23 protein-coding genes are annotated in these 23851 nt (G+C 73.2%); 11 read left to right on the top strand and 12 right to left on the bottom strand.

Annotation, left to right across the window (positions count from 1 at the left end):
• Window positions 1-32 precede the first annotated feature (32 nt).
• Both N542_RS0122310 and N542_RS0122305 read right to left on the bottom strand, forming a co-directional pair.
• Window positions 33-464, bottom strand: coding sequence for a ferritin-like domain-containing protein (locus tag N542_RS0122310; RefSeq protein ID WP_028645823.1), 432 nt, complete (start codon window positions 462-464; stop codon window positions 33-35).
• Window positions 461-922: a hypothetical protein gene (locus N542_RS0122305; RefSeq protein WP_155993315.1), complete on the bottom strand. Its 462-nt coding sequence runs from the start codon at window positions 920-922 to the stop codon at window positions 461-463. The genes N542_RS0122310 and N542_RS0122305 overlap by 4 nt, the downstream gene beginning before the upstream one ends.
• A gap of 86 nt (window positions 923-1008) precedes the next feature.
• Between N542_RS0122305 and rimP the strand changes: the two genes are divergently transcribed.
• Genes rimP through N542_RS26140 form a run of 3 tightly spaced genes read left to right on the top strand, consistent with a single transcriptional unit; the run spans window position 1009 to window position 3276 of the window.
• On the top strand, window positions 1009-1509 hold the full coding sequence (rimP, locus tag N542_RS0122300; RefSeq protein ID WP_028645821.1) for a ribosome maturation factor RimP: 501 nt from the start codon (window positions 1009-1011) through the stop codon (window positions 1507-1509).
• Window positions 1509-2492, top strand: a complete 984-nt coding sequence (gene nusA, locus N542_RS0122295; protein WP_028645820.1) for a transcription termination factor NusA — start codon at window positions 1509-1511, stop codon at window positions 2490-2492. The genes rimP and nusA overlap by 1 nt, the downstream gene beginning before the upstream one ends.
• A 10-nt stretch (window positions 2493-2502) precedes the next feature.
• Window positions 2503-3276, top strand: coding sequence for an acyl-CoA thioester hydrolase/BAAT C-terminal domain-containing protein (locus tag N542_RS26140; protein ID WP_081795488.1), 774 nt, complete (start codon window positions 2503-2505; stop codon window positions 3274-3276).
• Here N542_RS26140 and N542_RS26135 read toward each other — a convergent pair.
• Window positions 3266-3988, bottom strand: a complete 723-nt coding sequence (locus N542_RS26135) for an alpha/beta hydrolase (protein WP_051552264.1) — start codon at window positions 3986-3988, stop codon at window positions 3266-3268. The two genes, N542_RS26140 and N542_RS26135, sit on opposite strands and share 11 nt — an antisense overlap.
• A gap of 70 nt (window positions 3989-4058) precedes the next feature.
• Between N542_RS26135 and N542_RS27285 the strand changes: the two genes are divergently transcribed.
• The 4 genes from N542_RS27285 (at window position 4059) to truB (ending at window position 8802) form a co-directional block, all read left to right on the top strand.
• Window positions 4059-4382, top strand: a complete 324-nt coding sequence (locus N542_RS27285) for a YlxR family protein (protein WP_081795486.1) — start codon at window positions 4059-4061, stop codon at window positions 4380-4382.
• 137 nt (window positions 4383-4519) lie between these two features.
• Complete coding sequence (infB, locus tag N542_RS0122280; RefSeq protein WP_028645819.1) at window positions 4520-7393, top strand: translation initiation factor IF-2; 2874 nt, start codon at window positions 4520-4522, stop codon at window positions 7391-7393.
• Between the two features lie 79 nt (window positions 7394-7472).
• Window positions 7473-7955 carry a 30S ribosome-binding factor RbfA gene (gene rbfA, locus N542_RS0122275; RefSeq protein WP_028645818.1) on the top strand — a complete coding sequence of 161 codons (483 nt, stop codon included), beginning with the start codon at window positions 7473-7475 and terminating at the stop codon, window positions 7953-7955.
• Entirely contained in the window at window positions 7948-8802 is an 855-nt protein-coding gene (gene truB / locus N542_RS0122270; protein ID WP_028645817.1) for a tRNA pseudouridine(55) synthase TruB, read from the top strand. Before rbfA ends, truB begins: the two co-directional genes overlap by 8 nt.
• Before the next feature lie 21 nt (window positions 8803-8823).
• Here the strand turns inward: truB and N542_RS0122265 are convergent, their stop codons facing one another.
• From N542_RS0122265 to N542_RS26130, 3 genes are all read right to left on the bottom strand, one after another.
• The gene (locus tag N542_RS0122265) at window positions 8824-9732 is read right to left on the bottom strand and encodes an EamA family transporter (RefSeq protein ID WP_028645816.1); all 909 of its coding nucleotides are present in this window, start codon (window positions 9730-9732) and stop codon (window positions 8824-8826) included.
• A 104-nt stretch (window positions 9733-9836) separates the two neighbouring features.
• Entirely contained in the window at window positions 9837-10202 is a 366-nt protein-coding gene (locus N542_RS0122260) for a group I truncated hemoglobin (protein ID WP_028645815.1), read from the bottom strand.
• 19 nt (window positions 10203-10221) lie between these two features.
• Entirely contained in the window at window positions 10222-13305 is a 3084-nt protein-coding gene (locus N542_RS26130; protein ID WP_051552260.1) for an AfsR/SARP family transcriptional regulator, read from the bottom strand.
• Between the two features lie 114 nt (window positions 13306-13419).
• Between N542_RS26130 and N542_RS0122250 the strand changes: the two genes are divergently transcribed.
• From N542_RS0122250 to N542_RS0122240, 3 genes are read left to right on the top strand one after another with little or no spacing between them, the layout of a single operon-like run.
• Complete coding sequence (locus tag N542_RS0122250; RefSeq protein WP_028645814.1) at window positions 13420-14124, top strand: DUF998 domain-containing protein; 705 nt, start codon at window positions 13420-13422, stop codon at window positions 14122-14124.
• A gap of 9 nt (window positions 14125-14133) precedes the next feature.
• Window positions 14134-15069, top strand: a complete 936-nt coding sequence (locus N542_RS0122245; RefSeq protein ID WP_028645813.1) for a bifunctional riboflavin kinase/FAD synthetase — start codon at window positions 14134-14136, stop codon at window positions 15067-15069.
• Entirely contained in the window at window positions 15066-16037 is a 972-nt protein-coding gene (locus N542_RS0122240; protein ID WP_028645812.1) for a hypothetical protein, read from the top strand. Before N542_RS0122245 ends, N542_RS0122240 begins: the two co-directional genes overlap by 4 nt.
• Before the next feature lie 67 nt (window positions 16038-16104).
• Here N542_RS0122240 and N542_RS0122235 read toward each other — a convergent pair whose 3' ends face one another.
• Genes N542_RS0122235 through N542_RS0122220 form a run of 4 tightly spaced genes read right to left on the bottom strand, consistent with a single transcriptional unit; the run spans window position 16105 to window position 20211 of the window.
• The gene (locus tag N542_RS0122235; protein ID WP_028645811.1) at window positions 16105-16365 is read right to left on the bottom strand and encodes an HPr family phosphocarrier protein; all 261 of its coding nucleotides are present in this window, start codon (window positions 16363-16365) and stop codon (window positions 16105-16107) included.
• Between the two features lie 41 nt (window positions 16366-16406).
• The gene (locus tag N542_RS0122230; RefSeq protein ID WP_028645810.1) at window positions 16407-18479 is read right to left on the bottom strand and encodes a PTS fructose transporter subunit IIABC; all 2073 of its coding nucleotides are present in this window, start codon (window positions 18477-18479) and stop codon (window positions 16407-16409) included.
• A 2-nt stretch (window positions 18480-18481) separates the two neighbouring features.
• Complete coding sequence (locus tag N542_RS0122225; RefSeq protein ID WP_028645809.1) at window positions 18482-19441, bottom strand: 1-phosphofructokinase family hexose kinase; 960 nt, start codon at window positions 19439-19441, stop codon at window positions 18482-18484.
• Window positions 19438-20211, bottom strand: coding sequence for a DeoR/GlpR family DNA-binding transcription regulator (locus tag N542_RS0122220; protein ID WP_231482836.1), 774 nt, complete (start codon window positions 20209-20211; stop codon window positions 19438-19440). Before N542_RS0122220 ends, N542_RS0122225 begins: the two co-directional genes overlap by 4 nt.
• Before the next feature lie 95 nt (window positions 20212-20306).
• Between N542_RS0122220 and ptsP the strand changes: the two genes are divergently transcribed.
• The gene (gene ptsP / locus N542_RS0122215; RefSeq protein ID WP_028645807.1) at window positions 20307-21986 is read left to right on the top strand and encodes a phosphoenolpyruvate--protein phosphotransferase; all 1680 of its coding nucleotides are present in this window, start codon (window positions 20307-20309) and stop codon (window positions 21984-21986) included.
• A 15-nt stretch (window positions 21987-22001) separates the two neighbouring features.
• On the opposite strand, the gene N542_RS0122210 is transcribed toward ptsP, so the two are convergent.
• Window positions 22002-22643: a LuxR C-terminal-related transcriptional regulator gene (locus N542_RS0122210; protein ID WP_028645806.1), complete on the bottom strand. Its 642-nt coding sequence runs from the start codon at window positions 22641-22643 to the stop codon at window positions 22002-22004.
• Window positions 22595-23770, bottom strand: a complete 1176-nt coding sequence (locus tag N542_RS26125) for a sensor histidine kinase (RefSeq protein WP_051552258.1) — start codon at window positions 23768-23770, stop codon at window positions 22595-22597. Before N542_RS26125 ends, N542_RS0122210 begins: the two co-directional genes overlap by 49 nt.
• Window positions 23771-23851 lie beyond the last annotated feature (81 nt).

The following is a 23851-nucleotide window of genomic DNA, read 5'->3' as shown; positions in this document are numbered from 1 at the left end:
GGGGTGTCGCTCCCGGGCCTCAAGTCCAGGCCTCAGCGGTCCGCGTACTCACCTGCTCCGGGGAATATCTCGGGAGTTCCCCGGAGGGTGAGTACGCGGACCGCTGTCTCGTTCAGGGCCCGGATCGCCCACTGGCGCAGGTCGTCGACGGTGTTGGCCACCAGCCACGAGTACGTCTCCGCGCAGGCCTGCTCGGTCGCGCGCGCGACCCGGGCGATCCGCCCGGGTCGGTCCAGCCCGGCCGGGACGACGTACGACGCGTCGGCAGCGACCGGCTCGGCCCCGAGGTCACGGATCGCGGCCGTCAGCTGGTCGCGGCGCAGCCGGTGGTCGACGTAGCCCTCGGAAACGGTCGCGAGGAGCTCCGGGTCCCCGCTCAGCGATGCACGACCGGCGAGGGCGCCGAGGACGAAGACCGCGGCGTGCTCGCCCGCGAGGGCGGTCTGGAGGGCGGCGACACTCATGACGACGCCCGGGGGAGGACCGTCAGCTGCTGGGCGATCGCCGCCGACATCGACGCGAGGAGGCGTGCCAACGGCCCGCTCTCGGCTCGCATCGAGGCCTCGACGAGATAGGTCCTCAGAGCCCGCTCGGTACGGCGGACCTGCGTCCTGCCGGTGGGCGGCGAGGTCGCCGTCGCGGACGGCGTGGCGCTCGTAGAGCCGACGGGACCGGCGTCGAGGGCGTCGAGGTGCGCCGCGTGCAGGGCGCGCAGCTGCGGCACGTGCGCCACGACGACCGCGGCCGCCGAGATCCGGTCGATCGCCTCCTCGACCAGGGTCGTGTCGGGGTCGGCCGCCACCTTCGTGGTGGATCGGGTGACCGTGTCGTCGATCACGCTGCAGGCCGTCAGCGCGGCCGCCCCGGCGGCGCCGAGCGCCAACGCCGTACGGCGGGTGAGGGGTCCTGGAGCGTGGGGCACGGCGCCGACCCTATCGCCGTGCGGTCGATGGGGTCCCAAGCCGCTATCGTGGACGATCGACAACAGCACAAGGAGGTCGCCCGACCGTGAGCAGTGCCAAGCAGGACGCCATGCGGGACCGGATCGAGGCAGAGCTCGGCGACCCCCTGCGTGCCCTGGGCCTCGACATCGAGGCCGTCGACATCACGCCGGCGGGCAAGCGGCGGATCCTCCGGATCGCCGTCGACAAGGACGGTGGGGTCAACCTCGACGAGGTCGCCGAGGCGACGCGTGAGGTCAACCGGGTGCTCGACGAGTCCGACGTGATGGGCGAGCAGCCGTACACGCTCGAGGTCACCTCCCGCGGCGTCGACCGGCCGCTGACGTTGCCGCGCCACTGGCGCCGCAACGCGACCCGCCTGGTCAAGGTCACGCTGAGCGACGACGAGTCGGTGACGGGCCGGATCCTCGAGGCCGGCGACGACGCGGTGACGCTGGAGATCAGCGGTGAGCGGCGCGAGATCGCGTACGACGAGGTCACGAAGGCATTGGTGCAAGTGGAGTTCAACCGCAAGACGACGGACGACGGGGACGAGGAGGAGGTCTGATGGACATCGACATGAACATCCTGCGCATGCTCGAGCGGGAGAAGGAGATCTCCTTCGACGTGCTCGTGGAGGCGATCGAGCAGGCGCTGCTCACGGCGTACACGAAGTCGCCCGGAGCGCACGAGAGCGCCCGCGTGGAGCTCGACCGCAGGTCCGGTCACGTCACCGTGATGGCTGCCGAGCTCGACGACGAGGGCAACAAGGTCGGCGAGTTCGAGGACACCCCGGCCGGGTTCGGGCGGATCGCCGCGACGACCGCGAAGCAGATCATGCTCCAGCGGCTGCGCGACGCCGAGGACGAGGTCCGCTTCGGGGAGTTCGCCGGCAAGGAGGGCGACATCATCTCGGGGATCATCCAGCAGGGCCGCAACCCCGACGACGTGATGGTCGACCTCGGCAAGATCGAGGCCATGCTGCCGGTCGGCGAGCGCGTGCCGGGTGAGCGCTACGACCACGGCACCCGCATCAAGTGCCTGGTCGTGTCGGTCCGCAAGGGCATGCGCGGCCCGCAGGTGACGCTGTCGCGCTCGCACCCCAACCTGGTCAAGAAGCTCTTCGCGCTCGAGGTGCCCGAGATCGCCGACGGCACCGTCGAGATCACCGCGCTGGCCCGCGAGGCCGGTCACCGCACCAAGATCGCGGTGAAGTCTGCGGCTCCCGGCGTCAACGCCAAGGGCGCCTGCATCGGCCCGATGGGCTCGCGGGTGCGCAACGTGATGTCGGAGCTGCACGGCGAGAAGATCGACATCGTCGACTGGTCCGAGGACCCGGCCGACATGGTCGCCCACGCGCTGTCCCCGGCCCGGGTCACGTCGGTGGAGATCATCGACCTCGAGGCCCGCTCGGCGCGCGTGGTCGTCCCCGACTTCCAGCTCTCGCTGGCGATCGGCAAGGAGGGCCAGAACGCCCGCCTCGCGGCCCGCCTCACCGGCTGGCGCATCGACATCCGCAGCGACGAGGCCGAGGCGGGCGACGACGCCTGAGGAGTCGCCGGTGACCACGCGCCTCCACCTGGAGGGTGACGGCCCGGCCGGGGTCCTGGTCCTCGCCGGCTCCAGCGGCCGGGTCGAGGTGGAGCGCTGCCGGGTCCTGGCCGGGGCCGGCGCGACCGCTGCGTCGTACGCCTGGTTCGGCGAGGTGCTCGACCGGGTGCCGCTCGAGTCGTTCGACGACGCGCTGAGCACGCTGCACGAGCGCTGCGACCGGTTGGTTGTCCTCGGCACCTCGCGCGGTGCCGAGGCGGCACTGCTGCTGGGGGCGATCCATCCCGAGATCGACGCGGTGGTCGCGATCTCGCCCACCGACGTCGTCTGGGCCGCCCTGTCCACGGAGCGCCCCCAGCGGTCCTCGTGGACGCGCGGCGGCGAGCCGCTGCCGTTCGTGCCGTACGACGACGCGTGGGAGCCCGCCCAGAGCCCCCCGGAGTTCGTCGGCCTCTACGAGCACTGCCTCGAGGCGTACGCCGACCGGGTGCCCGCCGCGCGGCTCCCGGTCGACCGGATCCGCGGCTCGGTGCTGCTCGCCGCCGGCGGCGACGACCGGCTGTGGCCGTCGCTCGGCTTCGCGGAGCAGATCGTCCGTCGTCGATCGAGCGCCGGGTTGCCGACGACCCTGGTGAGCCAGCCGGAGGCGGGCCACCGGGTGCTGCTGCCGGGCGAGACAGCACCGCCGGCGCGTGCCGAGCTCGCCCACGGCGGCAACGCGCTCGCCGACCTCGAGCTGGGGCAGCTGCTCTGGCCCGAGCTCGTGGCGGTCCTCAGCGGTTGAGGAAGCCCTCGAGCGCCGACCAGTAGGCCGGGTCCTGCGACAGGTCCGAGTGGCCAGCCCGGGGGAAGTCGGCCACCTGGGTCCGCGGAGGCAGCACGGCGAGCAGCGCGTCGGTTCTCGGCGGCCGCACCACCTCGTCGCGGCCGGCCCGCACCACCAGGATGTCGGCGCCGACGTCGGCGGCGACCGCGGCCGAGTCCCAGCGGTCGGCGATCAGCCGCTGGGCCGGCAGCCGGGGGACGAGGTCACCGGCCGTGGCCGCGAGGCTGTCGAACGGCGTCACCAGCGCCAGTCGCCCGACCGGCCGGCGCGCCGCCACCTGCATGGCCACCCCGCTGCCGAGGCTCCGGCCGAGCACGTCCACCGGCGCATCGGGATGGAGCGTCGAGGCGTGGTCGAGCAGCGCGAGGGCGTCGGCGGTGAGCGCTCGCTGGCTCGGACGGCCGCCGCTGGCGCCGTACCCGCGATAGGCGATGAGGTAGCTCGTGTGGCCCGGGAGGCGCCGCTCCAGCTCCGGTCGCAGCCAGCCCAGGGGCTCGCCGTTGCCGCCGAAGTAGACCAGGGCCCGCTCACGTCCCGGGTTCACCACCCACCCGCGCAGGTCGGCGCCGCCGACGCTGAGGGCGTACGTCGTGTCCGCGGCCGGGATCCGGGTCCCGCGGCTCGGGTAGACCAGGCGGCGGGTGATCGGGGCGAGGAGTCGGTCCAGCACGGGCGCACCCTAGCTCCGCCGCTGCGCCCCGGTTCGATTCCCACCCCCAACCGCGCTAGGCTGACCACCAGTGGCTCGTGAACACATCTCTCCCGCATGCCCGGATCCCTCGACCCTCACCGGTCCGGTCCGGACCTGTGTCGGATGTCGGAAGCGGGCCACGAAAAGCGAGTTGTTGCGGGTGACCGCCGGCTCGGACGCAGAGGGCCAGCCGGTCGTCGTGCCCGATCCGACAGCCACCGCACCCGGTCGGGGAGCGCACCTGCACCCCACCACCGAGTGTTTCGAGCTCGCCGTACGTCGGAAGGCTTTCGGCCGTGCCCTTCGGGTCACGACGGGACTCTCCAGCGCACCGGTGGGCGAGTACGTCGCCTCGCACGCACACCAACCCTGATCGACCGACAGAAACTGGAGCAGCAGCTCATGAGCACTCGATGAGTTCTTTCCGATGAGTTTGCACACCCCACAAACGGTCTGAATCACCCCCCAGGCACACGTTCTGGACCCGGGTCTCAGGCCAGAAGGAGAAGCGTGGCTAAGACCCGAGTTCACGAGCTCGCCAAGGAGTTCGGCGTCGAGAGCAAGTTTGTTCTCGAGAAGTTCAAGGAGATGGGGGAGTTCGTCAAGTCGGCGAGCTCCACGGTCGAGCTCCCCGCGGAGATGCGTTTCCGCAAGGAGGTCGGCGACAAGCTGAAGTCCGAGGCCCCCGCGGCCCCGGCCGCACCCGCCGCCGCCAAGCCCGGCCCGAAGGCGCCCGCCAAGAAGGCCGCGGCGCCCGTCGAGGCCGCTGAGCCGGCGGCGCCGGTCGCCGAGCCGGTCGCACCCGCGACCCCGTCGGTCGCCGAGCCGGTGGCCGCGTCCGCTGCCCCCGACGCGCCGACCGCCCCGCGGCCCGGCCCCAAGAAGACTGCTGCTGCTCCGGAGGCCCCGGCCCCCGAGGCTCCCGCAGCGACCGAGCCGCCGGCCGAGCCCGAGGCGCCCGCCGCCTCGGCCACCCCGAAAGCTCCGTCCCCCCGTCCGGTCGGCAAGCCCGCGGGCACGCCGCGTCCGGGCAACAACCCGTTCGCCTCCAGCCAGGGCATGGGCCGTCGGCCCGCTCCGGCCCGAGAGGGTGCCCCCGCAGCTCCTGCTGCTCCGGGTGCTCCCGGTGGCGAGAACCGTCCGCCGCGCCCCCCGGGCGCCCGTGACGGTGGCGCGCCCGGTCGCCCGGGCATGCCGCGTCCCAACCCCGCGATGATGCCCAAGTCCCCGGCCGCCTTCGGTGGCGGCCCCGGCGGTCGTGGCCCCGGTGGTCCCGGCGGCGCTCGTGGTGGCCCCGGTGGCCCCCGTGGCGGTGCCCCGGGTCGTCCCGGTGGCGGTGCTCCGGGTCGCGGTGCGCCCGGTGCGGGCGCCGGTGCCGGTGCCCCGGGTCGTCCGGGTGGCTTCGGTCCCAGCGGCGGTGGCCGTCCCGGCGGTGGCCGTCCCGGCCAGCGTGGCCAGACCCAGGGCGCCTTCGGTCGCCCCGGCGGCCCGTCGCGGCGCGGTCGCAAGTCCAAGCGGGCGCGTCGTCAGGAGTTCGAGGCCATGCAGGCCCCGACGATCGGCGGCGTGCGCGTCCGCAAGGGCGACGGCGAGACCGTCAAGCTGCCCCGTGGCGCCTCCCTCACGGACTTCGCCGAGCGCATCGGCGTCGACGTGTCGTCGCTGGTGCAGATGCTCTTCTCGCTCGGCGAGATGGTCACGGCGACCGAGTCGGTCAACGACGAGACGTTCGAGCTGCTCGGCGAGGAGCTCAACTACGTCGTCCAGGTCGTCTCCCCGGAGGACGAGGACCGCGAGCTGCTCGAGTCCTTCGACCTCGAGTTCGGTGAGGACGAGGGCGACGAGGGCGACCTGGCCATCCGGCCGCCGGTCGTGACCGTCATGGGTCACGTCGACCACGGCAAGACCAAGCTCCTCGACGCGCTCCGCAACGCGAACGTCGTCGACAAGGAGGCCGGTGGCATCACGCAGCACATCGGTGCCTACCAGGTCACGGCCGAGGTGGACGGCAACGACCGTCGCATCACCTTCATCGACACCCCGGGTCACGAGGCGTTCACCGCCATGCGTGCCCGTGGTGCGCAGGCCACCGACATCGCGATCCTCGTGGTCGCGGCCGACGACGGTGTCATGCCGCAGACGGTCGAGGCGCTCAACCACGCCAAGGCCGCCGGCGTCCCGATCGTGGTCGCGGTCAACAAGATCGACAAGCCGGACGCCGACCCGGTCAAGGTCCGTGGCCAGCTGACCGAGTACGGCCTGGTCCCCGAGGAGTACGGCGGCGACAGCATGTTCGTCGATGTCTCCGCGAAGTCCGAGCTCAACCTCGACAAGCTGCTCGAGGCCGTCATCCTCACCGCTGACGCCTCGCTCGACCTGCGGGCCAACCCCCACCAGGACGCTCAGGGTCTCGTCGTCGAGGCACACCTCGACCGCGGTCGCGGCCCGGTGGCGACCGTCCTGGTCCAGCGCGGCACGCTGCGCGTGGGTGACTCGATCGTCGCCGGCGCCGGCTACGGCCGCGTGCGGGCGATGCTCGACGAGCACGGTGACAACATCACCGAGGCCGACCCGTCGCGTCCGGCGATGGTGCTCGGACTCACCGCTGTCCCGGGTGCCGGTCAGACGTTCATCGTGGTCGAGGACGACCGGATGGCGCGTCAGATCGCCGAGAAGCGCGAGTCGCGCGAGCGGGCGGCCATGCAGGCCAAGCGCCGCGTGCGTCGGACCCTCGAGGACTTCATGGCCTCCATGGAGAAGGGCGCGAGCCAGGAGCTCAACCTCATCCTCAAGGGCGATGTGTCCGGTTCGGTCGAGGCCCTCGAGGACGCGCTGTCGCAGATCGACGTCGGCGACGAGGTCAACATCCGCGTCATCGACCGCGGTGTCGGTGCGATCACCGAGACCAACGTCGACCTGGCTGCGGCCTCCGACGCCATCATCATCGGCTTCAACGTCCGGCCCCAGGGCAAGGCGACCGAGATGGCGGACAAGGAAGGCGTGGAGATCCGGTACTACTCGGTCATCTACAACGCCATCGAGGAGATCGAGGCAGCGCTCAAGGGCATGCTCAAGCCGGAGTACGAGGAGTCGACCCTGGGTCAGGCGGAGATCCGTGCGATCTTCCGCTCGTCCAAGCTCGGCAACATCGCCGGTTGCATGGTCACCAGCGGTGTCATCCGTCGCAACGCCAAGGTGCGGGTCCTCCGGGACAGCGCCGTGGTGGCGGACAACCTCGACCTGGCGTCGCTCAAGCGCGAGAAGGACGACGCGTCCGAGGTCCGCGAGGGCTTCGAGTGTGGTCTGGTGCTGCGCAACTTCCAGGACATCAAGGAAGGCGACATCATCGAGGCGTTCGAGATGCGCGAGATCCCGCGCAGCTGATCGGTCAGTCCCTGTCGAGTCGGCGCCAGATTCCCACCGGAAACTGGCGCCGACTCGGCGATTTGAGAGAGTAGGAACCATGAGCAACCCACGGGTCCGCAAGATCGCCGACCGCATCAAGGTGGTCGTCGCCGAGATGCTCGAACGACGGATCAAGGACCCGCGTCTCGGGTTCGTGACCGTCACGGACGTCCGGGTCACCGGTGACTCCCAGCAGGCCACGATCTTCTACACGGTGCTCGGCGCCGACGGCGACGACGAGGCCGCCCTGGCCAGCACGGCCGCCGCGCTGGAGTCGGCCAAGGGCCTGCTCCGCGCCGAGGTCGCCAAGCAGCTCGGCACCCGCACCGCCCCGACGCTGACCTTCATCGCCGACGCCCTGCCCGAGACGGCGCGGCAGCTCGACGAGGTGCTCGCCCGGGCCAAGGCGCAGGACGACGAGGTGGCGGCCCGACGGGTGCCGACGTACGCCGGCGACGCTGACCCGTACAAGAAGCCGCGCGAGGTCGTCGAGGACGACGACAGCGACGAGGGCGACGGCACGCCCACCGAGGATGACTGAGTCCGGACTGGTCGTCGTCGACAAGTCCGGAGGCATGACGTCGCACGACGTCGTGTCCCGGGTGCGCCGGCTGGCGGGCACCCGCAAGGTGGGCCACGCCGGCACGCTCGACCCGATGGCCACCGGCGTGCTGGTGCTCGGGGTCAACCGCGCCACCCGGCTGCTCGGCCACCTGATGCTGACCGAGAAGGGGTACGACGCCACGATCCGGCTCGGTGTCGCCACGACCACCGACGACGCCGAGGGCGAGGTCACCGCGACGGTGTCGACCGACGGGCTCGAGGAGGCCGTCGTACGGGCGGCCGCGGCGGAGTTCGTCGGCGAGCTCCAGCAGGTGCCGACCGCCGTGTCCGCGATCAAGGTCGACGGGAAGCGGGCCTACCAGCGCGTCCGCGACGGTGAGGAGGTCGCGCTCAAGGCACGACCGGTCACCGTGCACGAGCTGACGGTGCACGAGGTGCGCGGCCCGGAGGTCGACATCTCGGTGCGCTGCTCCAGCGGCACCTACATCCGGGCGATCGCCCGCGACCTCGGGGCGCGACTCGGCGTCGGAGGTCACCTGACCGCGCTGCGACGGACGGCCGTCGGCCCCTACGCGCTCACCGACGCCCGCACGCTCGAGCAGCTCGGCGACGAGTTCTCGCTGATGCCGATCGCCGAGGCGGCCCGCGCGGCCTTCCCCGCGACCGAGCTCGACGAACGGCAGGCGGGCGACGTACGCGTCGGGCGAGCCCTCGACCTCGAGCTCGCCGGCCTGTCCGCGGTGTTCGCGCCCGACGGCGAGTTCCTCGCCCTGTACGAGCCGCGCGGCTCGACGGCACGCCCCGTGGCGGTCTTCACCGGCTGACCCGGGCGGGGCGGCGCGAGGTCAGCCCCCCACGAGTTCGAGCACGGGCTCGGCGGCCGGTGCGGCCTGCTCGTGGTCGGGTGCGGAGCGGGTGACGCCGTAGCCCGCGGCCACCACGAGGAGCACGCCGAGGGTCGGCAGCAGCTCGAGCCGCTGGTGCAGGACGACCGCACCGACGACGGCCGCCATCGCCGGCTCGAAGGACATCAGGGTGGCGAACGCCGCCTGCGGCAGCTGACGCAGGGCGGCCAGCTCGAGGACGCAGGGCAGCACCGGCATCAGGACGGCCAGCACCAGTCCGTGCGCGGCCGTGCTCGGGCCCAGGTGCGGCACGGCGGCGAGGAAGCCCCACGGGGCGAGGAAGAGCGCGGCGACGGCCAGCGCCAGCGCGGCCCCGTCGAGACCCGCGACCCGGTCACCGACGCGGGCGGTGAGCACGATGCAGCCTGCCCAGCAGGCGGCCGCGGCCAGGGCCAGCAGCACACCGACGAGCGGGACGTCGCCCTGCCAGGGCCGGGTGAGGGCGACCACACCGAGGAGGGCCAGCAGGGGCCAGCGTGCTCCGCGACGGCCCGAGCCTACGAAGGCGACCCCGAGCGGCCCGAGGAACTCGATGGCGACCGCGGTGCCGAGCGGCAACCACTGGAGTGCCGCCAGGAAGCACAGGCTCAGCCCGCCGGACAGGATCCCGAGCGGCACGATCGACTGCCACTGGTGCACGCTCAACGAGCGCACCCGCGGTCGCACCAGCGCCAGGAGCAGGAGCGCGCCACAGGCGGCGCGCACCCAGGCAGTGCCGGCAGCGCCGAGGGTGTCGATGACGGGAAGCGACAGGGCGTCGCTGAGCTGCACGCTCGACATGGAGAGCACCGTCAGGGTGGCGGCGGTCGACCGGCCTGCTGGTCCGGCGCTGGGCTCGTGGTGGGACATGGTCCGAGCGTCGGCCCGCGGCCTTGTCAGTTTCTTTCAGAGAGCCTTTCAGTCGGCCTGTCAGTCGGCCTTCCGGTCGGCCTTCCGGTCGGTGCGGCGAAGGCTCACCGAGCGGTCACGATCGACGCCCGGAGCGGTGCGATCCGGTCGAGCACGGCGTCGAGGAGGTCGGGCCTGACCGCTCGGTCCTCCAAGGTGTCGAGCAGGTGGGAGGCGGTGGCGTCGAAGGCCGCGTCGGTGATGTGCAGACGTCCGTGGGCGGAGGCCAGGTCCCTGCCCGCGTAGTGGTCCGGGCCGTCGACCACCGCGACCAGGAAGTCGGTCATGTGGATCCGGATCGCCGCCACGTCGACGCCGACGAAGTACGGCGCGATCTCGGGGTCGTGCAGCAGGCGCCGGTAGAGCTCGTCGACGGTCGCCGCGACACCCTCGGGGCCACCCAGCTCGAGGAGCATCGTCCTGGTGTTCACCGCTTGCCGCCCGTCCTGGTCATCCGACTCGTGCCACCGCATGCAGGACCGTACGCTCCAGCGGACTGCGACGGCCCTCGGCCAGCGCCGACGCAAGTCGCCCGGAGTCGACCTGCTCGAAGAGCCGGGCGGCCACCGCCTCGGCGTCCGCTCGCTCCACCGCCGGCACCGGGGCGGCGATGCGCGACCTCAGGGCCTCGGCCGCACCGAGGAGGTGACCGGCCCACAGCGCATCGCCGAGCCTGCCCTCCGCATCGGCAAGGCCCTCCAGGACGCTCGCCGTACGCCAGCGGTCGCCGAGCTCCCAGTGGACCCGCAGGCTGTCGGCGAGGAGTGTGCGGGCGGTGTGCGGGTCGCCGCTGCGAACGGCCGTCACCCCCAGCAGGTTGAGCGACCAGGCCACGCCTTCCTGGTAGGAGACCGCCTCGGCCTGTCGGCGGCTCTCGTCGAGCAGCGCCGCCGCCTGCGCGAGGTCGTCGGAGTAGCACGCGAGCGCTCCCTGGATCAGCAGCGACCAGGTGCTGCCCTCGCCGTCCTCCGCGGTGGCGAAGAACTCCCGGGCTCGGACCGACTCGGCCAGGGCCTCGGCCCGGTCGCCCGCGAGCCACGCCACGAAGGCCAGGTAGTTCGAGGACCGAGCGACCTCGTCCGGACGGCCCGCGGCCTGCCACCGCTGTCGGCTGTCGCGGTGCAGTGCGAGGCTGGCGGCATAGTCACCACGCTCCCGCGCCACACAGCCCAGCGACTGCAGGACGGCGGCGGTGCCGATGTCGTCGTCCAAGGAGCCGTAGCTGCTCAGCGCGGCGTGCAGCCGGTCCTCGGCGGCGCCGTAGTCGCACTGGAGATAGGCGAAGCGGCCGGCCGATGCGAGGGCGTCCGCCCGGACGGCGGCTGGCGCGTGCGGCGCGGCGGCGAGCGTGGCGTCGAGCCACTCGCGGCCGGCGAGGTAGTGGCCGCGCAGGTACCAGAACCTCCACAGCGCGGAGACCAGTCTCAGCCCGGCCTCGGGCGCCGCACCCGCGCCGACCGACCAGCGCAGGGCGCCGACGAGGTTGGCGACGTCGCCGTCCAGGCGGTCGAGCCAGTCCTGCTGGGACGGGCCGAGCAGCTGTCGTTCCGCGGCCTCGGCCACCTCGAGGAAGTAGCCGAGATGACGGTCGCTCGCCGTGCGCGCACCCTCCTGCGCGTCGAGCTGCTCGGCAGCGAAGAGCCGGATCGTCTCCAGGAGCCGGTAGCGGGTGGGGCGGCCACGGTCCACGACCACCACCAGCGACCGGTCGATCAGGCCGGAGACCACGTCCAGGGCTGAGCGGGCGCCCGGGCCGGCGTCGTGGACCGCCGCCGCGGCATCCAGGGTGAAGCCACCGTGGAAGACCGACAGCCGGGCAAGGAGCCGCTGCTCGTCGGCCTCCAGCAGCCGGAAGCTCCAGTCCAGCGTGGCCCGCAGGGTGCGGTGCCGCTCGGGCAGACCACGATCCGGGGCGACGAGCACCTCGAGGTGGTGGTCGAGAGCGTCGGCGATCTCCTCGAGCGAGAGGACCCTCAGCCGCGCCGTGGCGAGCTCGATGGCGAGGGGCAGGCCGTCGAGGCGGTGACAGATGCGGGCGACGACGGCGCTGTTGCTCTGGTCGAGGCGGAACCCTCGCAAGGCGGCCGACGCACGTTCGGACCACAGCCGGACGGCCGGGGAGCTCGCGATCTCGGCCTCCGAGGCCGACCCGGCGGACGGTGGCAGGGCCAGCGGCAGCACCGGCCAGACCAGCTCGCCCGGCACCGAGAGAGGTTCGCGGCTGGTGGCCAGGACGCGGAGTCCGGGGCACCCGGCAAGGACCTGCTCGATCACCTCGGCGCACGCGGCCGCCAGGTGCTCGCAGTTGTCGAGCACCAGCAACGCCCGCTGGTCGCCGACGTGGCTGATCGCACTCTCCAGAGGGGTGCCCTCGGGCGGCTCGTGGCCGCCCACCGCGACCCCGACCACGAGCGGCAGCGTCGCGGGGTCGTCGAGCGCGGAGACATCGACCCACCACACGCCACCGGGGAGGCGGTCGCGGTACGTCGTCGCGACGGCCGTGGCCACGCGGGTCTTGCCCGCGCCGCCCGTGCCGACCAGGGCGACCAACCGGGCCCGCGAGACGGCGTCGAGGACCTCCTCGACCTCGCTGTCACGCCCGACGAGCGTGGTCAGGGGCTCGGGGACCTTGCCGGTCGCGACCGAGCCGATGGGCGATCTCGGCAGGCGCTCGTCGGCCGACGCCTCGGCCGGGACCGGCGGAGGCGTCACGGGATCGAGGCCGGGATCCTGTCGCAGGATGCTGGCGTGCAGCTCGCGCAGGGCCGTGCCCGGGTCGACCCCGAGCTGCTCAGCGAGCTCCTCGCGGACGTCGTCGTACGCCTGCAGGGCCTCGGCCTGGCGACCGGCGCGGTACAACGACAGCATCAAGGTGGCACGCAGGCTCTCCTGCCACGGGTGCTCCCGGACGAGCGCGGCCGCGTCCGCGGCGGCCCGGGCGTGGTCGCCCTCGGCCAGCAGGGCCTGGAGCCGCGACTCCTGGGCGATCAGCCGCAGGTCGTCGAGGCGCTTCACCTCCGCGGTCCCGGTCGTGCCGAGGCTGCCCACGACGTCGGCCAGCGTCGGCCCGCGCAGCAGCGACAGCGCCTCCTCGATGAGGAGCCGGGCGTCCGGCGGCCGGTGCGGCAGCAAGGAGCGGGCGGAGCTGACCAGGTCCGCGAACCGGTGAGCGTCGATCGACGACTCGGGCACGTCGAGCTGGTAGCCCGCGCCGCGTCGCAGCAGCTGCACGGACGGGGCAGCCGTCGCCTCGTCGGCTCCGCTGTCCTGGGTGTCCTGGGAGTCCTGGACATCCTCGGTGTCGGCGCGCAGGCTACGGCGCAGGCGCGAGATGTAGACCTGCAGCGAGGACGAGGGCGACTCCGGGGTCTGGTCTCCCCACAGCTCGTCGGTCATCCGGTCGGTCGACACGACGCGTCCGGCGTTGAGCACCAGGAGAGCGAAGACGGCGCGCTGCTTCGGGGAGCCGAGCACGACCTTCCGTCCGTCGACGGTGGCCTCGACGGGGCCGAGGATCCGCGCCTCGAACGCCATGTCCGCACACCCTAGTGGCGCCCGCGCGGCAGCGCGTCAAGTTTTGTGCAAGGCGCTCGCGGAACCGTCGGTCCCATCGCGCACCGACCCGGTGCGCCCGAGCGAGGAGTCGCCATGCACAGCAGCACCACCACCACCGATCATCGAGCCGCGGAGGGCGGGACCACACCTCGCCCGGCCCTGTCCCGCCTGGGGCGGGCCAGCGCCCTGGGCCTCGGTGTCTTCGTCGCAGCCGTCGTCGTCGGCGGGGTCCTGAACCCCGGCTACAGCCACCGCAGCGACGCGATGAGCTCGCTGGCCGCCCACGACGCCACGGCGCCCGGCGTCATGATCGTCGGCTTTCTGGGGTTGACGCTCGCGCTCCTGTCGGCCGGCGTCGTCCTGGTCCGCACGCTCTCGGGCAAGGCCGGCGTCGCCGGTGCGGTGCTCGTGATCCTGGCCGGGGCGACCTCCGTGGTCGTGTCGTTCGCGCGGCTCGACTGCTCCCCGCTGGTCTCGGCCTCCTGCGTGGCGCGCGAGAAGGCGGGCACGGTCTCGGGCGGGCACGTGGTGCACAACCTGGCCTCGCTGGTGCTCTTCGTGGCCCTGGTCGTCGGACTCTTCCTCCTCGCGGCCGGTCTGCGACGCACTCCTGGGCTCGGCCACCTGGCCCGACCGACCCGCGCGGCAGCGGTCGCCGCGCTGGTCCTGATGGTCTGGTTCGGCTCGGGTGCGTACGGCGACGAGGGCGGCATCGTGCAGCGCGCGCTCGTGCTCGTGGCGGTCGGCTGGCCCGTCTTCCTCGCCGGTCGGGTGAATCGCGTGTCGGGACGCCGATAGAGTCGTGCCGTGCAGATCTGGCGCTCCCTCGACGAGGTCCCGGCCGACCTCGGTCCGACCGCCGTGGTGATCGGGAACTTCGACGGGGTGCACCTCGGCCACCGTCACGTGCTGGCCCGCGCGCGGCAGATCGCCGACGAGCGGTCGCTGCCCGTGGTCGCGGTCACCTTCGACCCACACCCGATGGCGGTGCTGCGTCCCGAGCACGCGCCGACGACGCTGACCTCCCTCGCGGTCCGCGCCGAGCTGCTCGGCTCGGTCGGCGCGGACCACGTCCTCGCCGTGCCCTTCGACCGCACCGTGGCCGGCTGGTCGCCGGAGGAGTTCATCGAGCGGGTGCTGGTGACCAGCCTGCACGCCGCGGTGGTCGTCGTCGGCGCCAACTTCCGCTTCGGCAGCCGGGCGGCCGGGGACGTGGCGACGCTGCGCGAGGCCGGCGCCCGGCTCGGCTTCACCGCCGAGGGGATCCCGCTCGACGGTGGACCGCAGGTGTGGTCCTCGACGTACGTCCGGATGAGCCTGGCCGCCGGTGACGTCGCCGGCGCCGCCGAGGCGCTGGGCCGGCCGTACGCCGTGCGCGGGGTGGTCGTCCAGGGCGACCAGCGCGGCCGCGGCCTGGGCTTCCCGACCGCCAACGTGCCGACCAACGCGATGACCGCCGCGCCGCCCGACGGCGTGTACGCCGGGTGGCTGCGGCGCCGCGACACCGGTGAGGTCTACCCGGCCGCGATCAGCGTCGGCACCAACCCGACCTTCGACGGCGTGCGCGAGCGTCGCGTCGAGAGCTACGTGCTCGACCGGACCGACCTCGAGCTGTACGGCGTCGAGGTCGAGGTCAGCTTCGTCGAGCGGCTGCGCGGCATGGTCGCCTACGACTCGATCGAGGCGCTCGTGGAGCAGATGACAGCCGACGTCGACCGCGCCCGCGAGCTGCTCGGCCGATGACGGCCGAGGTCGTCGAGCCGCTGGCCGCGGCGGAGGTGTGGTTCCAGAAGCACGGGCTGCCGTACTTCGTGCCGGACGAGCGGGCCGCCGTGCGCGCGGCGCTGCGGCCGGGGCGCACGCTCCCGTTGCTGGTGGGCGTGGTGGCCGTGGCGATCGCGGCAGGGGTCGGGCTGGCGTGGTTCTCCGACGAGATCACGGCCGGACCGGCCGTGCTGCTGTCGATCGTGCTCCTGGCCGCACTGTGGTACGCCCTCACCGCCCTGCGCGCCCGTCCGATCGTGGGCTGGGCGCTCAGCCGCACGTCGGGCAGCCTGCGGCTGCTGCTCCCGATGACCACCCGGGCGCTGCCGCTGCTGCTGCTCGCGATCACGTTCCTCTTCATCAACACCGAGATGTGGCAGGTCGGCGGCAACCTGAGCGTCGGCGCGCTGTGGCTCGTGGTGCTGCTCTTCGCCACGCTGGCGGTGGCGTTCCTCTTCGTCCGCCTCCCCGAGGAGGTCGACCGCGCCGACGACGAGGTCGACGACGAGTTCCTGCTCCGCACCTGCGCGAAGACGCCGCTGGCCGACGCGTGCCGCGAGCTGCTGGACGACCCGGGGGCCGACCCGGCGTCGTACGCCGAGGTCACCGGCTACGAGCGCTGGAACCTGATCCTGGTCCTGATCATCGTCCAGTTCGTCCAGGTCGTGCTGCTCTCGCTGTCGGTCTTCGCGTTCCTGATGATCTTCGGGTCGCTGATCATGAGCGACACCGTGATGGAGGCCTGGCAGACCCCCGACCCGTTCAGCCCCTCGCGCGCGCTCGTGCAGGTGTCGACCTTCCTGGCCGCCTTCTCGGGGCTCTACCTGACGGTGTCGACGGTCATCGACGACGCCTACCGCGAGCAGTTCTTCGGCAGCGTGATGCGTGAGCTCGAGCGGGCCGTCGGCGTGCGCGCGGTCTACCTGGCGCTGCGCGCCCGCGGCTAGCAGGGCCGTGCGCCCGCGCGGGCGCCGGAGCGCCCGCACGGACCACGCGACCCGGACCTGCCGGGGCCTAGGAGGCGTCCAGGTCCTTCTCGACCAGCGCCACGATGGCGTCGAGCGCGCCCTGGTCATCACTGGTGACCTCGACCAGGTCGCCGGGGCCGGCGCCGAGGGTCATGATCAGCAGCGACGAGCTGGCGTCGACGGCCTCGTCGCCGGGGATGCCGAGCAGCACCTCCACGTCGAGCTCCTCGACGGCCTCGGAGATGATCTGGGCGGGCCGGGCGTGCAGGCCGACGGACGAGCCGACAGCGACGGTCTTGCTGGGCATGCGGTGCTCCTGTGGGTCGAGGTTGAGGTGGGGCGGGGGGATCAGACGGTGACGAGCTCGCGCTCGGCGTCGACGGTCTCGGGATCCTTGCGACCGATCGACTTGAGCAGGATGACGCCGGCGGCGCCGACGAGCGTCCCGGCCACGAGGGCGATGAGGTAGCCGAAGAGGTTGCTCACGGCGAAGATCACGAAGATGCCGCCGTGCGGTGCGCGGACACCGACGTCGAGGGCCATCGAGAGACCACCGGTCACCGCGCTGCCGGCCATGATCGCCGGGATGACGCGCAGCGGGTCGGCGGCCGCGAACGGGATCGCGCCCTCGGTGATGAAGCTGGCGCCGAGCGCCCAGGCGGCCTTGCCGTTCTCGCGCTCGGCCTGGTTGAAGAGACCGGGGCGGACGACGGTCGCCAGGGCGAGTGCGAGCGGCGGCACCATGCCCGCCAGCATCACCGCGGCCATGATCTTGAGCTGCGGGGCGTCGGTGGCCAGGGCGGCGCCGCCCACGCCGGCGGCGGCGAAGCTGTAGGCGACCTTGTTGAGCGGACCACCCATGTCGAAGGCCATCATCAGGCCGAGGATGACGCCGAGCAGGATCGCGCTGCTGCCGTTGAGCGAGTTCAGGCCCTCGTTGAGCTGGTCCATCAGCCAGCCGATCGGCTTGCCGAACACCATGATCATCAGCAGTCCCGCGACGATCGAGGTGAAGAGCGGGATGATCAGCACCGGCATCAGACCGCGCATCCAGGTGGGGACCTTCCAGCCCGCGACCCAGTGCGCGATCACGCCGGCGAGCACGCCGCCGATGATGGCGCCGAGGAAGCCGGTGGCCGGCAGCGAGGTCGAGCCGTCGGCCGACTGCACGTTGAAGAGGTTGGCGGCCAGGCCACCCATCACGAAGCCGGGGGCGATGCCGGGGCGGTCGGCGATGGCGTAGGCGATGTAGCCCGCCAGCGCCGGGATGAAGAGCATGAACGCGGTCTTGCCGATGATGAAGAAGAGCGCACCGACGTACGCCGCGAGACCCGACCCGAAGAGCGCGTGGTCGAGGCCGAGCGCCTGCGGGTCCGGGAGGTCGAAGATCGTGTTGTTGACCGCGATCTCGCCGTACGGCCCGACGATCTCGTAGCCACCGAGCAGGAAGCTCAGGGCGATCAGCAGGCCGCCGGCGGCGACGAACGGGATCATGTACGAGACGCCGGTCATCAGCACGCGCCGGGTGCGACCGCCCCAGCTCTCGCCGGTCTCGCTGCCGCCGGCCCCGGAGCCCTGGTCGGCTCCGCCGCCCTCGACGCGCGGGGCGTGGGGATCGTCGGCCAGGCGCAGCGCCTCGGCGATCATGGCGTCGCCCTGCTCGATGGGGCGCTTGACGCCCGAGGACAGCAGCGGCTTGCCGGCGAACCGGCCGCGGTCGCGGACGCCGACGTCGACGGCGAAGATGACGGCGTCGGCCGCTGCGATGGTCGCTGCGGGGAGGGGCGTCGTGCCGGCGGACCCCTGGGTCTCGACCGTGATGTCGACGCCCGCCTTGGCGGCGGCGGCCTCGAGCGCCTCGGCCGCCATGTAGGTGTGCGCGATGCCGGTCGGGCAGGCGGTCACGGCGACCAGGCTGCGGCGGCCGGCGGGGGCGGCCGGCGGGGGAGCGGACGCCGGAGCCGGTGCCGGCTCGCCGACGACCTCGTTGACGAGGGCGGCGACCTCCGCGGGCGTCTCGGCCGCGCGGAGTGCGTCGGTGAAGGACGTCTTGACCAGCGACCGGGCGAGCTTGGTGAGCAGCTGCAGGTGGGTGTTGGCGCCGCCCTCCGGGGCGGCGATCAGGAAGACCAGGTCGGCGGGGCCGTCCTTGGCGCCGAAGTCCACGGTGGGCGCGAGTCGCGCGAACGCCAGGGTCGCGTCCGCGACGCCGCTGGTGCGGCAGTGCGGGATCGCGATCCCGCCCGGGAGGCCGGTCCCGGACTTGGCCTCGCGGGCGAACGCGTCCTCGACGAGCTGGTCGGCGCTGGTCGCGCGCCCGGCCTCGTCGACGACCCGGGCGAGCGCCCGGATCACGTCGTGCTTCTCGGCGCCGAGGTCGGCGTCGAGGCGGACCAGATCGGCGTTGATGAGTTCGGACATGGTCACCCTCCCGGGGTGATGTCGAGGCGGCGCACCGAGACGAGCTCGGGCCGGACCTGGTGGGGTTGCGGGATGGTCGTGCCGGGGAGTCCGGCGGCCGCGCTGCCGTAGGCGACGGCGAGCGCGAGTCGTTGGTCGGGGCCCTGCGCACGCAGGTCCCCGAGGAGGTAGCCGAAGAGGCTGGAGTCGCCGGCGCCGACCGTGCTGACGACGACGGTCTCCGGGGGAGTGGCGTGCCAGGCGCCCTCCGCGGTGACGAGCACGGCGCCGTGCGGCCCGAGGGTCGCGAGCACCGCCTCGACCCCGCGGTCGACGAGCGTGCCGGCGGCCCGTGCCGCGGCCAGGGGGTCGGACTCGAGGGTGTTGGGGTCGCCGCCGGTGAAGGACGCGAGCTCCTCGCCGTTCGGCTTCATCAGGTGCGGTGCACCGTGCTCGAGGCCGTCGACCAGCGCCCGCAGGGGCGCGTCGGAGGTGTCGACCGCGATCCGGGCGCCGTGGTCCTGCAGCGCGGCGACCAGCTCGGCGTACCAGCTCACGGGTGCGCCGGGCGGCAGCGAGCCCGCCAGCACGACCCAGTCGGCCTGGCCGGCGCGGTGCTGGAGCGACTCGGTGAGGGCGGCCAGGACCTCCGGCGTGACGGTGGGGCCGGGGCTGTTGAGCTTGGTCGTGGTGCCGTCGGGCTCGCTGATCGTGATGTTGACCCGCAGGTCGCCGACGGTCGTGACCGGGCGGCAGTCGATGCCGGCGGCGAGCAGCTCGTGGACGAAGGGGTCGTCGTCGGGGGCGGGCAGCACGGCGATCGACGGGATGCCGGCCGCGACGGAGGCGCGGGAGATGTTGACGCCCTTGCCGCCGGCCTGGGAGATGACGGACTCGGAGCGGATCACGGCGCCGCGCTCGAGACGCCCGGCGAGCGAGACCGTGCGGTCGTGGCTCGGGTTGGCGGTCAGGGTGACGATCACGCGACCACGACCTCGACGCCGGCGCGCACCAGGGAGCGACGGTCGTCGGCGGTGATGTCGTCGTCGGTGACGACGACGTCGATCTCGCAGAGCGCGGCGAACCTGAGCGGGGCCTCGACGCCGAGCTTGCTGGAGTCCACGAGGCACACGACGCGGCGCGCCGAGGCGACCATGGCGCGCTTGGCCGCGGCCTCCTCGCGGTCGGGGGTGGAGAGGCCGTGCTCGACGGTCAGGCCGTTGGTGCCGAGGAAGGCGACGTCGGCGCGGAGCTGACCGAGCGCCGCGACGGTGTCGGCGCCGACGGCGGCCTGGGTGGTGGGTCGGACCCGGCCGGGGAGGAGGTGCAGCTCGATCTGGGCGCTGCCGGCGAGCCGGGCCGCGACCGGCACCGCGTGCGTGACGACGCTGAGCCGCAGGTCGCGGGGCAGCAGGCTGGCCAGGCGGCCGGTGGTGGAGCCGGCGTCGAGCAGCACGGTCCCGTCCGCCGGCGGCAGCAGGTCGAGGGCGGCGCGGGCGATGCGGTCCTTGGCGACCGTGTTGGCCTGGTCGCGCTCACCCAGCCCGGCCTCGATGACCGCCAGGGCGGACGCCGGCACCGCGCCACCGTGGACCCGCCGCAGCAGGCCCATCCGCTCCAGGACCGACAGGTCGCGCCGCACCGTCTCGGTGGTGACGTCGAACTGGTCGGCGATCGCGTTCACCGACACCCGGCCGCGCTCGGTGACGAGCTGGGCCATCGCCTGCTGGCGCTCCTCGGCGTACATCGTCATCAGGTGGCTGCCTTCGTGTTGGTGAATCTGTGTATGTGTTGTTTTACGCCCGAATGTGTTGACTGTCAAGGGAGCGGGCTGGTTGACTTGTGGCCATGGTCACCAGCCCCGCACCCACCTTCCGCGGCACGCCCGTCGTCCCCGGGGTCGCCTTCGGGCCCGCATCGCTCGTGCGGGCCGAGGTGTCCTCGGCGGCGATCGACCGCTTCGACGGCACGGCCTACGCCGACGCGGACGCCGCGCTCGCGGCGTACGACGTGGCGGTGCAGGCGGTCGCCGACGGGTTCGTGCGCAAGGCGGACAACGCGTCGGGCGCCGCGGCGCAGGTGCTGACCGCGAGCGCAGGACTGGCTCGCGACAAGGGGCTGCGCGGCGCGGTGCGCAAGCACCTGCGGGCCGAGGTCGACCTGCTCGCCGCCGTCCACGCGGGGGTGGACCAGTTCGTCACCGTCTTCACCGGCATGGGCGGCCTGATGGCCGAGCGGGTGACCGACCTGCACGACATCGAGCGCCGGGTCGTCGCCCACCTCGTCGGCGAGCCGGAGCCCGGCGTCGGCCTGCCGGAGGCGCCGTGCGTGCTGGTGGCCGAGGACCTCGCGCCGGCCGACACCGCCGGCCTCGACCCGAGGCTGGTGCTGGCGCTGGTGACCGAGCGCGGCGGGCCGACCAGCCACACCGCGATCATCGCCCGCCAGCTCCGCATCCCCTGCGTGGTCGGCGTCGCCGGGGCGATGACCATCGACGGCGGCAGGTCCCTGCTGGTCGACGGCGTCGCCGGGACCATCGAGACGGACCCCGACCCGACCGTCGCCGCCGCACGGGTCTCGGCCGACGCGGTCGCCCGCTCCGCGCTGGCCTCGTGGACCGGCCCCGGGGCCACCGCCGACGGCGTACCCGTGAAGATCCTCGCCAACGTCGCCGACGGCGAGTCGGCCCGCTCCGCCTCCACCGCACCCGTCCAGGGCGTCGGGCTCTTCCGCACCGAGCTGTCCTTCTTGAACCGCCAGGCGGAGCCCTCGGTGGAGGAGCAGGCGGAGATCTACGGTCAGGTGCTGACCGCCTTCGGCGACGAGAGGTACGTCGTCGTGCGCACCCTGGACGCCGGCTCCGACAAGCCGGTCGCCTTCGCCACGCACGAGGGCGAGGAGAACCCCGCCCTCGGGGTCCGTGGCCTGCGGCTGTCCTTCGACAACCCGGGGCTGCTCGACCGGCAACTGGCCGGCATCGCCGCCGCCGCCGCGGAGACCGGCACGGAGACCTGGGTGATGGCGCCCATGGTCGCGACCGTCGCCGAGGCGGCGGCGTTCGCCGACAAGGTGCACGCCCTGGGGCTGAAGGCCGGCGTGATGGTCGAGGTGCCCAGCGCCGCGCTGCTCGCCCACCGGATGCTCGAGGTCGTCGACTTCCTCTCGATCGGGACCAACGACCTGACGCAGTACACGATGGCCGCCGACCGGATGGCCACCGACCTCGCGCACCTCACCGACCCGTGGCAGCCGGCGGTGCTCCAGCTGATCGCGATCACCGCCGAGGCGGGGCGTCAGGCGGGCAAGCCCGTCGGTGTCTGCGGCGAGGCCGCGGCCGACCCGCTGCTCGCCTGCGTGCTCGTCGGGATGGGCATCACCTCGCTGTCGATGGCCGCGGCCGCCGTGCGGCCGGTGGGTGCCCAGCTGGCCACCGCGTCGATGGACGAGTGCGAGGACGCGGCCGAGGCGGCGCTCTCGGCGGCCGACCCGGTCGCCGCGAGGGACGCCGTACGAGCGCTGCTGGTCTGAGTCGGGTCGGTCCGGCTAGACCCGCAGGTAGGTGAGGACGGCGCGGACCCGACGGTGGTCGTCCTCGCCGATGGGCAGGTCGAGCTTCGTGAAGATGCTGTTGATGTGCTTGGCGACGGCCTTGTCCGTGACGTGCAGGTGTCCGGCGATCGCGGCGTTCGACCGGCCCTCGGCCATCAGCCCGAGCACCTCGCGCTCGCGCGGGGTCAGTCGCTCGAGCGGCTCCTCGCGCTGCCGTGCCATCACCGTCGCCACGACCTCGGGGTCGAGGACCGTGCCGCCCGCCGCGACGCGTCGTACGCCGTCCACGAACTCGGCGACGTCCGCCACCCGGTCCTTCAGCAGGTAGCCGACCGCGCCCGCGCCGCTGGCGAGCAGCTCGCGGGCGTAGAGCTGCTCGACGTACTGCGACAGCACCATGACCGGGAAGCCTGGCCGCGCCTCCCGTACGGCGATCGCGGCCCGCAGGCCCTCGTCGGTCTGCGTCGGCGGGAGCCGTACGTCGAGCACGGCCGCCTCGGCGGCCGGGTCGAGCAGGGCGGCCGACAGCGCGGGCGCGTTGTCGACCGCGTGCAGGATCGTGAAGCCGGTGCTCTCGAGCAGCTGGATCAGGCCGGCCCGGAGGAGGGCGTGGTCCTCGGCGAGGACAAGACGCACGGGACCTCCAGGGTGACGATGGTCGGACCGCCGCCCGGGCTCGCGACACTCAGGGTGCCGTCGAAGGCCGCGAGCCGGCGCATGACCCCCAGCATGCCGGTTCCGCCGCCCGGATCGGCGCCGCCACGACCGTCGTCGCCGACGACGGCTCGCAGGACGCCGTCCTCGTGGCTCAGCCGGATCCAGCCGTTGCCGGCGCCGGAGTGCTTGCCGATGTTGGCCAGGCACTCCGCGATGCCGAAGTAGAGCGCCGACTCGACGGGTGCCGGCGGCCGGCCGGGCAGCGTCGACTCGACCGTCACCGGGAGCGCCATGTCCATCGCCAGTGCCGTGACGGCGCCGCCGAGGCCACGGTCGGCCAGCACCGGCGGGTGGATGCCGCGGACGACGGAGCGCAGGTCGCCGATCGCGGCCGTGGTCGTCGACCGGGCGTCCTGCACCAGCCGGAGCGCCTGCTCGGGGTCCTCGCTGTCGAAGGCCGCCTCGGCCATGCCCAGGCTCATCGACAGCGCGACCAGCCGGGCCTGGGCGCCGTCGTGCAGGTCGCGCTCGAGCCGCCGCAGCTCGGCCGCGGAGTGGTCGACCGCCTCGGCGCGCGTCTCGGTCAGCACCTGCACCCGCTGCTCGAGCTTCTCGGTGTGCCCGTAGGAGAGGAACCACCGGTCCATCGCCGAGCGGGCCCGCATGATCGGCTCGATGCCGAACCACCACAGCGCGCCCGTCACGACGAGCACCAGCAGCAGCACCGCGACGAGCGCGAGGGCGAACCCGACGGTGCACGCGGCCACCAGCCAGGCCGCGTCGCGCCACGTCATCGGGTCGGCGGCCCATCCGGCGAGCCGGGCGACCGGTCCACCCGGCCGGGTCGGCCGGTACTGCTGCGGGATCGGGGTGCCGAGGACCCGGCCGGCCATCGCCCGGTGGCAGTTGGCCACCCAGCGCGTCGCCGGGATGGTCGCGAGGAGCAGCGGGACGCCGATGACGATCAGCGCCAGAGCCCCGCCGACGACGTCGAGGATGAAGAGCACCAGCGCCGGTACGGCGAGCCCCAGCTGGGCGAGGGCGTACATCGTCATCCGCACCCGCCCCGGGGGCGGCAGCGGCGCGGCGGTCGTCGTGGTGCTCATTGCGCCATCCTCTCCGGCCTGCCCGACCTCGCACAGGGGTGCAGGCACCACCACGGTCCGGGTCCCTGCGCCCCTGACCCC

Origin of the sequence: Nocardioides sp. URHA0020 (assembly GCF_000620705.1) — a bacterium.
GTDB lineage: Bacteria > Actinomycetota > Actinomycetes > Propionibacteriales > Nocardioidaceae > Nocardioides.
This window is presented reverse-complemented; position numbering and strand designations above follow the sequence as displayed.

Bases quoted from the DNA above. Each gene is read 5' to 3' on its own strand.
- N542_RS26125 (WP_051552258.1), bottom strand. From the start codon at position 23,770: ATGAGCACCACGACGACCGCCGCGCCGCTGCCGCCCCCGGGGCGGGTG.
- rbfA (WP_028645818.1), top strand. From the start codon at position 7,473: ATGAGCAACCCACGGGTCCGCAAGATCGCCGACCGCATCAAGGTGGTC.
- N542_RS0122310 (WP_028645823.1), bottom strand. From the start codon at position 464: ATGAGTGTCGCCGCCCTCCAGACCGCCCTCGCGGGCGAGCACGCCGCG.
- N542_RS0122235 (WP_028645811.1), bottom strand. From the start codon at position 16,365: ATGCCCAGCAAGACCGTCGCTGTCGGCTCGTCCGTCGGCCTGCACGCC.
- N542_RS0122240 (WP_028645812.1), top strand. From the start codon at position 15,066: ATGACGGCCGAGGTCGTCGAGCCGCTGGCCGCGGCGGAGGTGTGGTTC.
- ptsP (WP_028645807.1), top strand. From the start codon at position 20,307: ATGGTCACCAGCCCCGCACCCACCTTCCGCGGCACGCCCGTCGTCCCC.
- N542_RS0122230 (WP_028645810.1), bottom strand. From the start codon at position 18,479: ATGTCCGAACTCATCAACGCCGATCTGGTCCGCCTCGACGCCGACCTC.
- nusA (WP_028645820.1), top strand. From the start codon at position 1,509: ATGGACATCGACATGAACATCCTGCGCATGCTCGAGCGGGAGAAGGAG.
- N542_RS0122220 (WP_231482836.1), bottom strand. From the start codon at position 20,211: ATGACGATGTACGCCGAGGAGCGCCAGCAGGCGATGGCCCAGCTCGTC.
- truB (WP_028645817.1), top strand. From the start codon at position 7,948: ATGACTGAGTCCGGACTGGTCGTCGTCGACAAGTCCGGAGGCATGACG.
- N542_RS0122250 (WP_028645814.1), top strand. From the start codon at position 13,420: ATGCACAGCAGCACCACCACCACCGATCATCGAGCCGCGGAGGGCGGG.
- N542_RS0122265 (WP_028645816.1), bottom strand. From the start codon at position 9,732: ATGTCCCACCACGAGCCCAGCGCCGGACCAGCAGGCCGGTCGACCGCC.
- N542_RS26130 (WP_051552260.1), bottom strand. From the start codon at position 13,305: ATGGCGTTCGAGGCGCGGATCCTCGGCCCCGTCGAGGCCACCGTCGAC.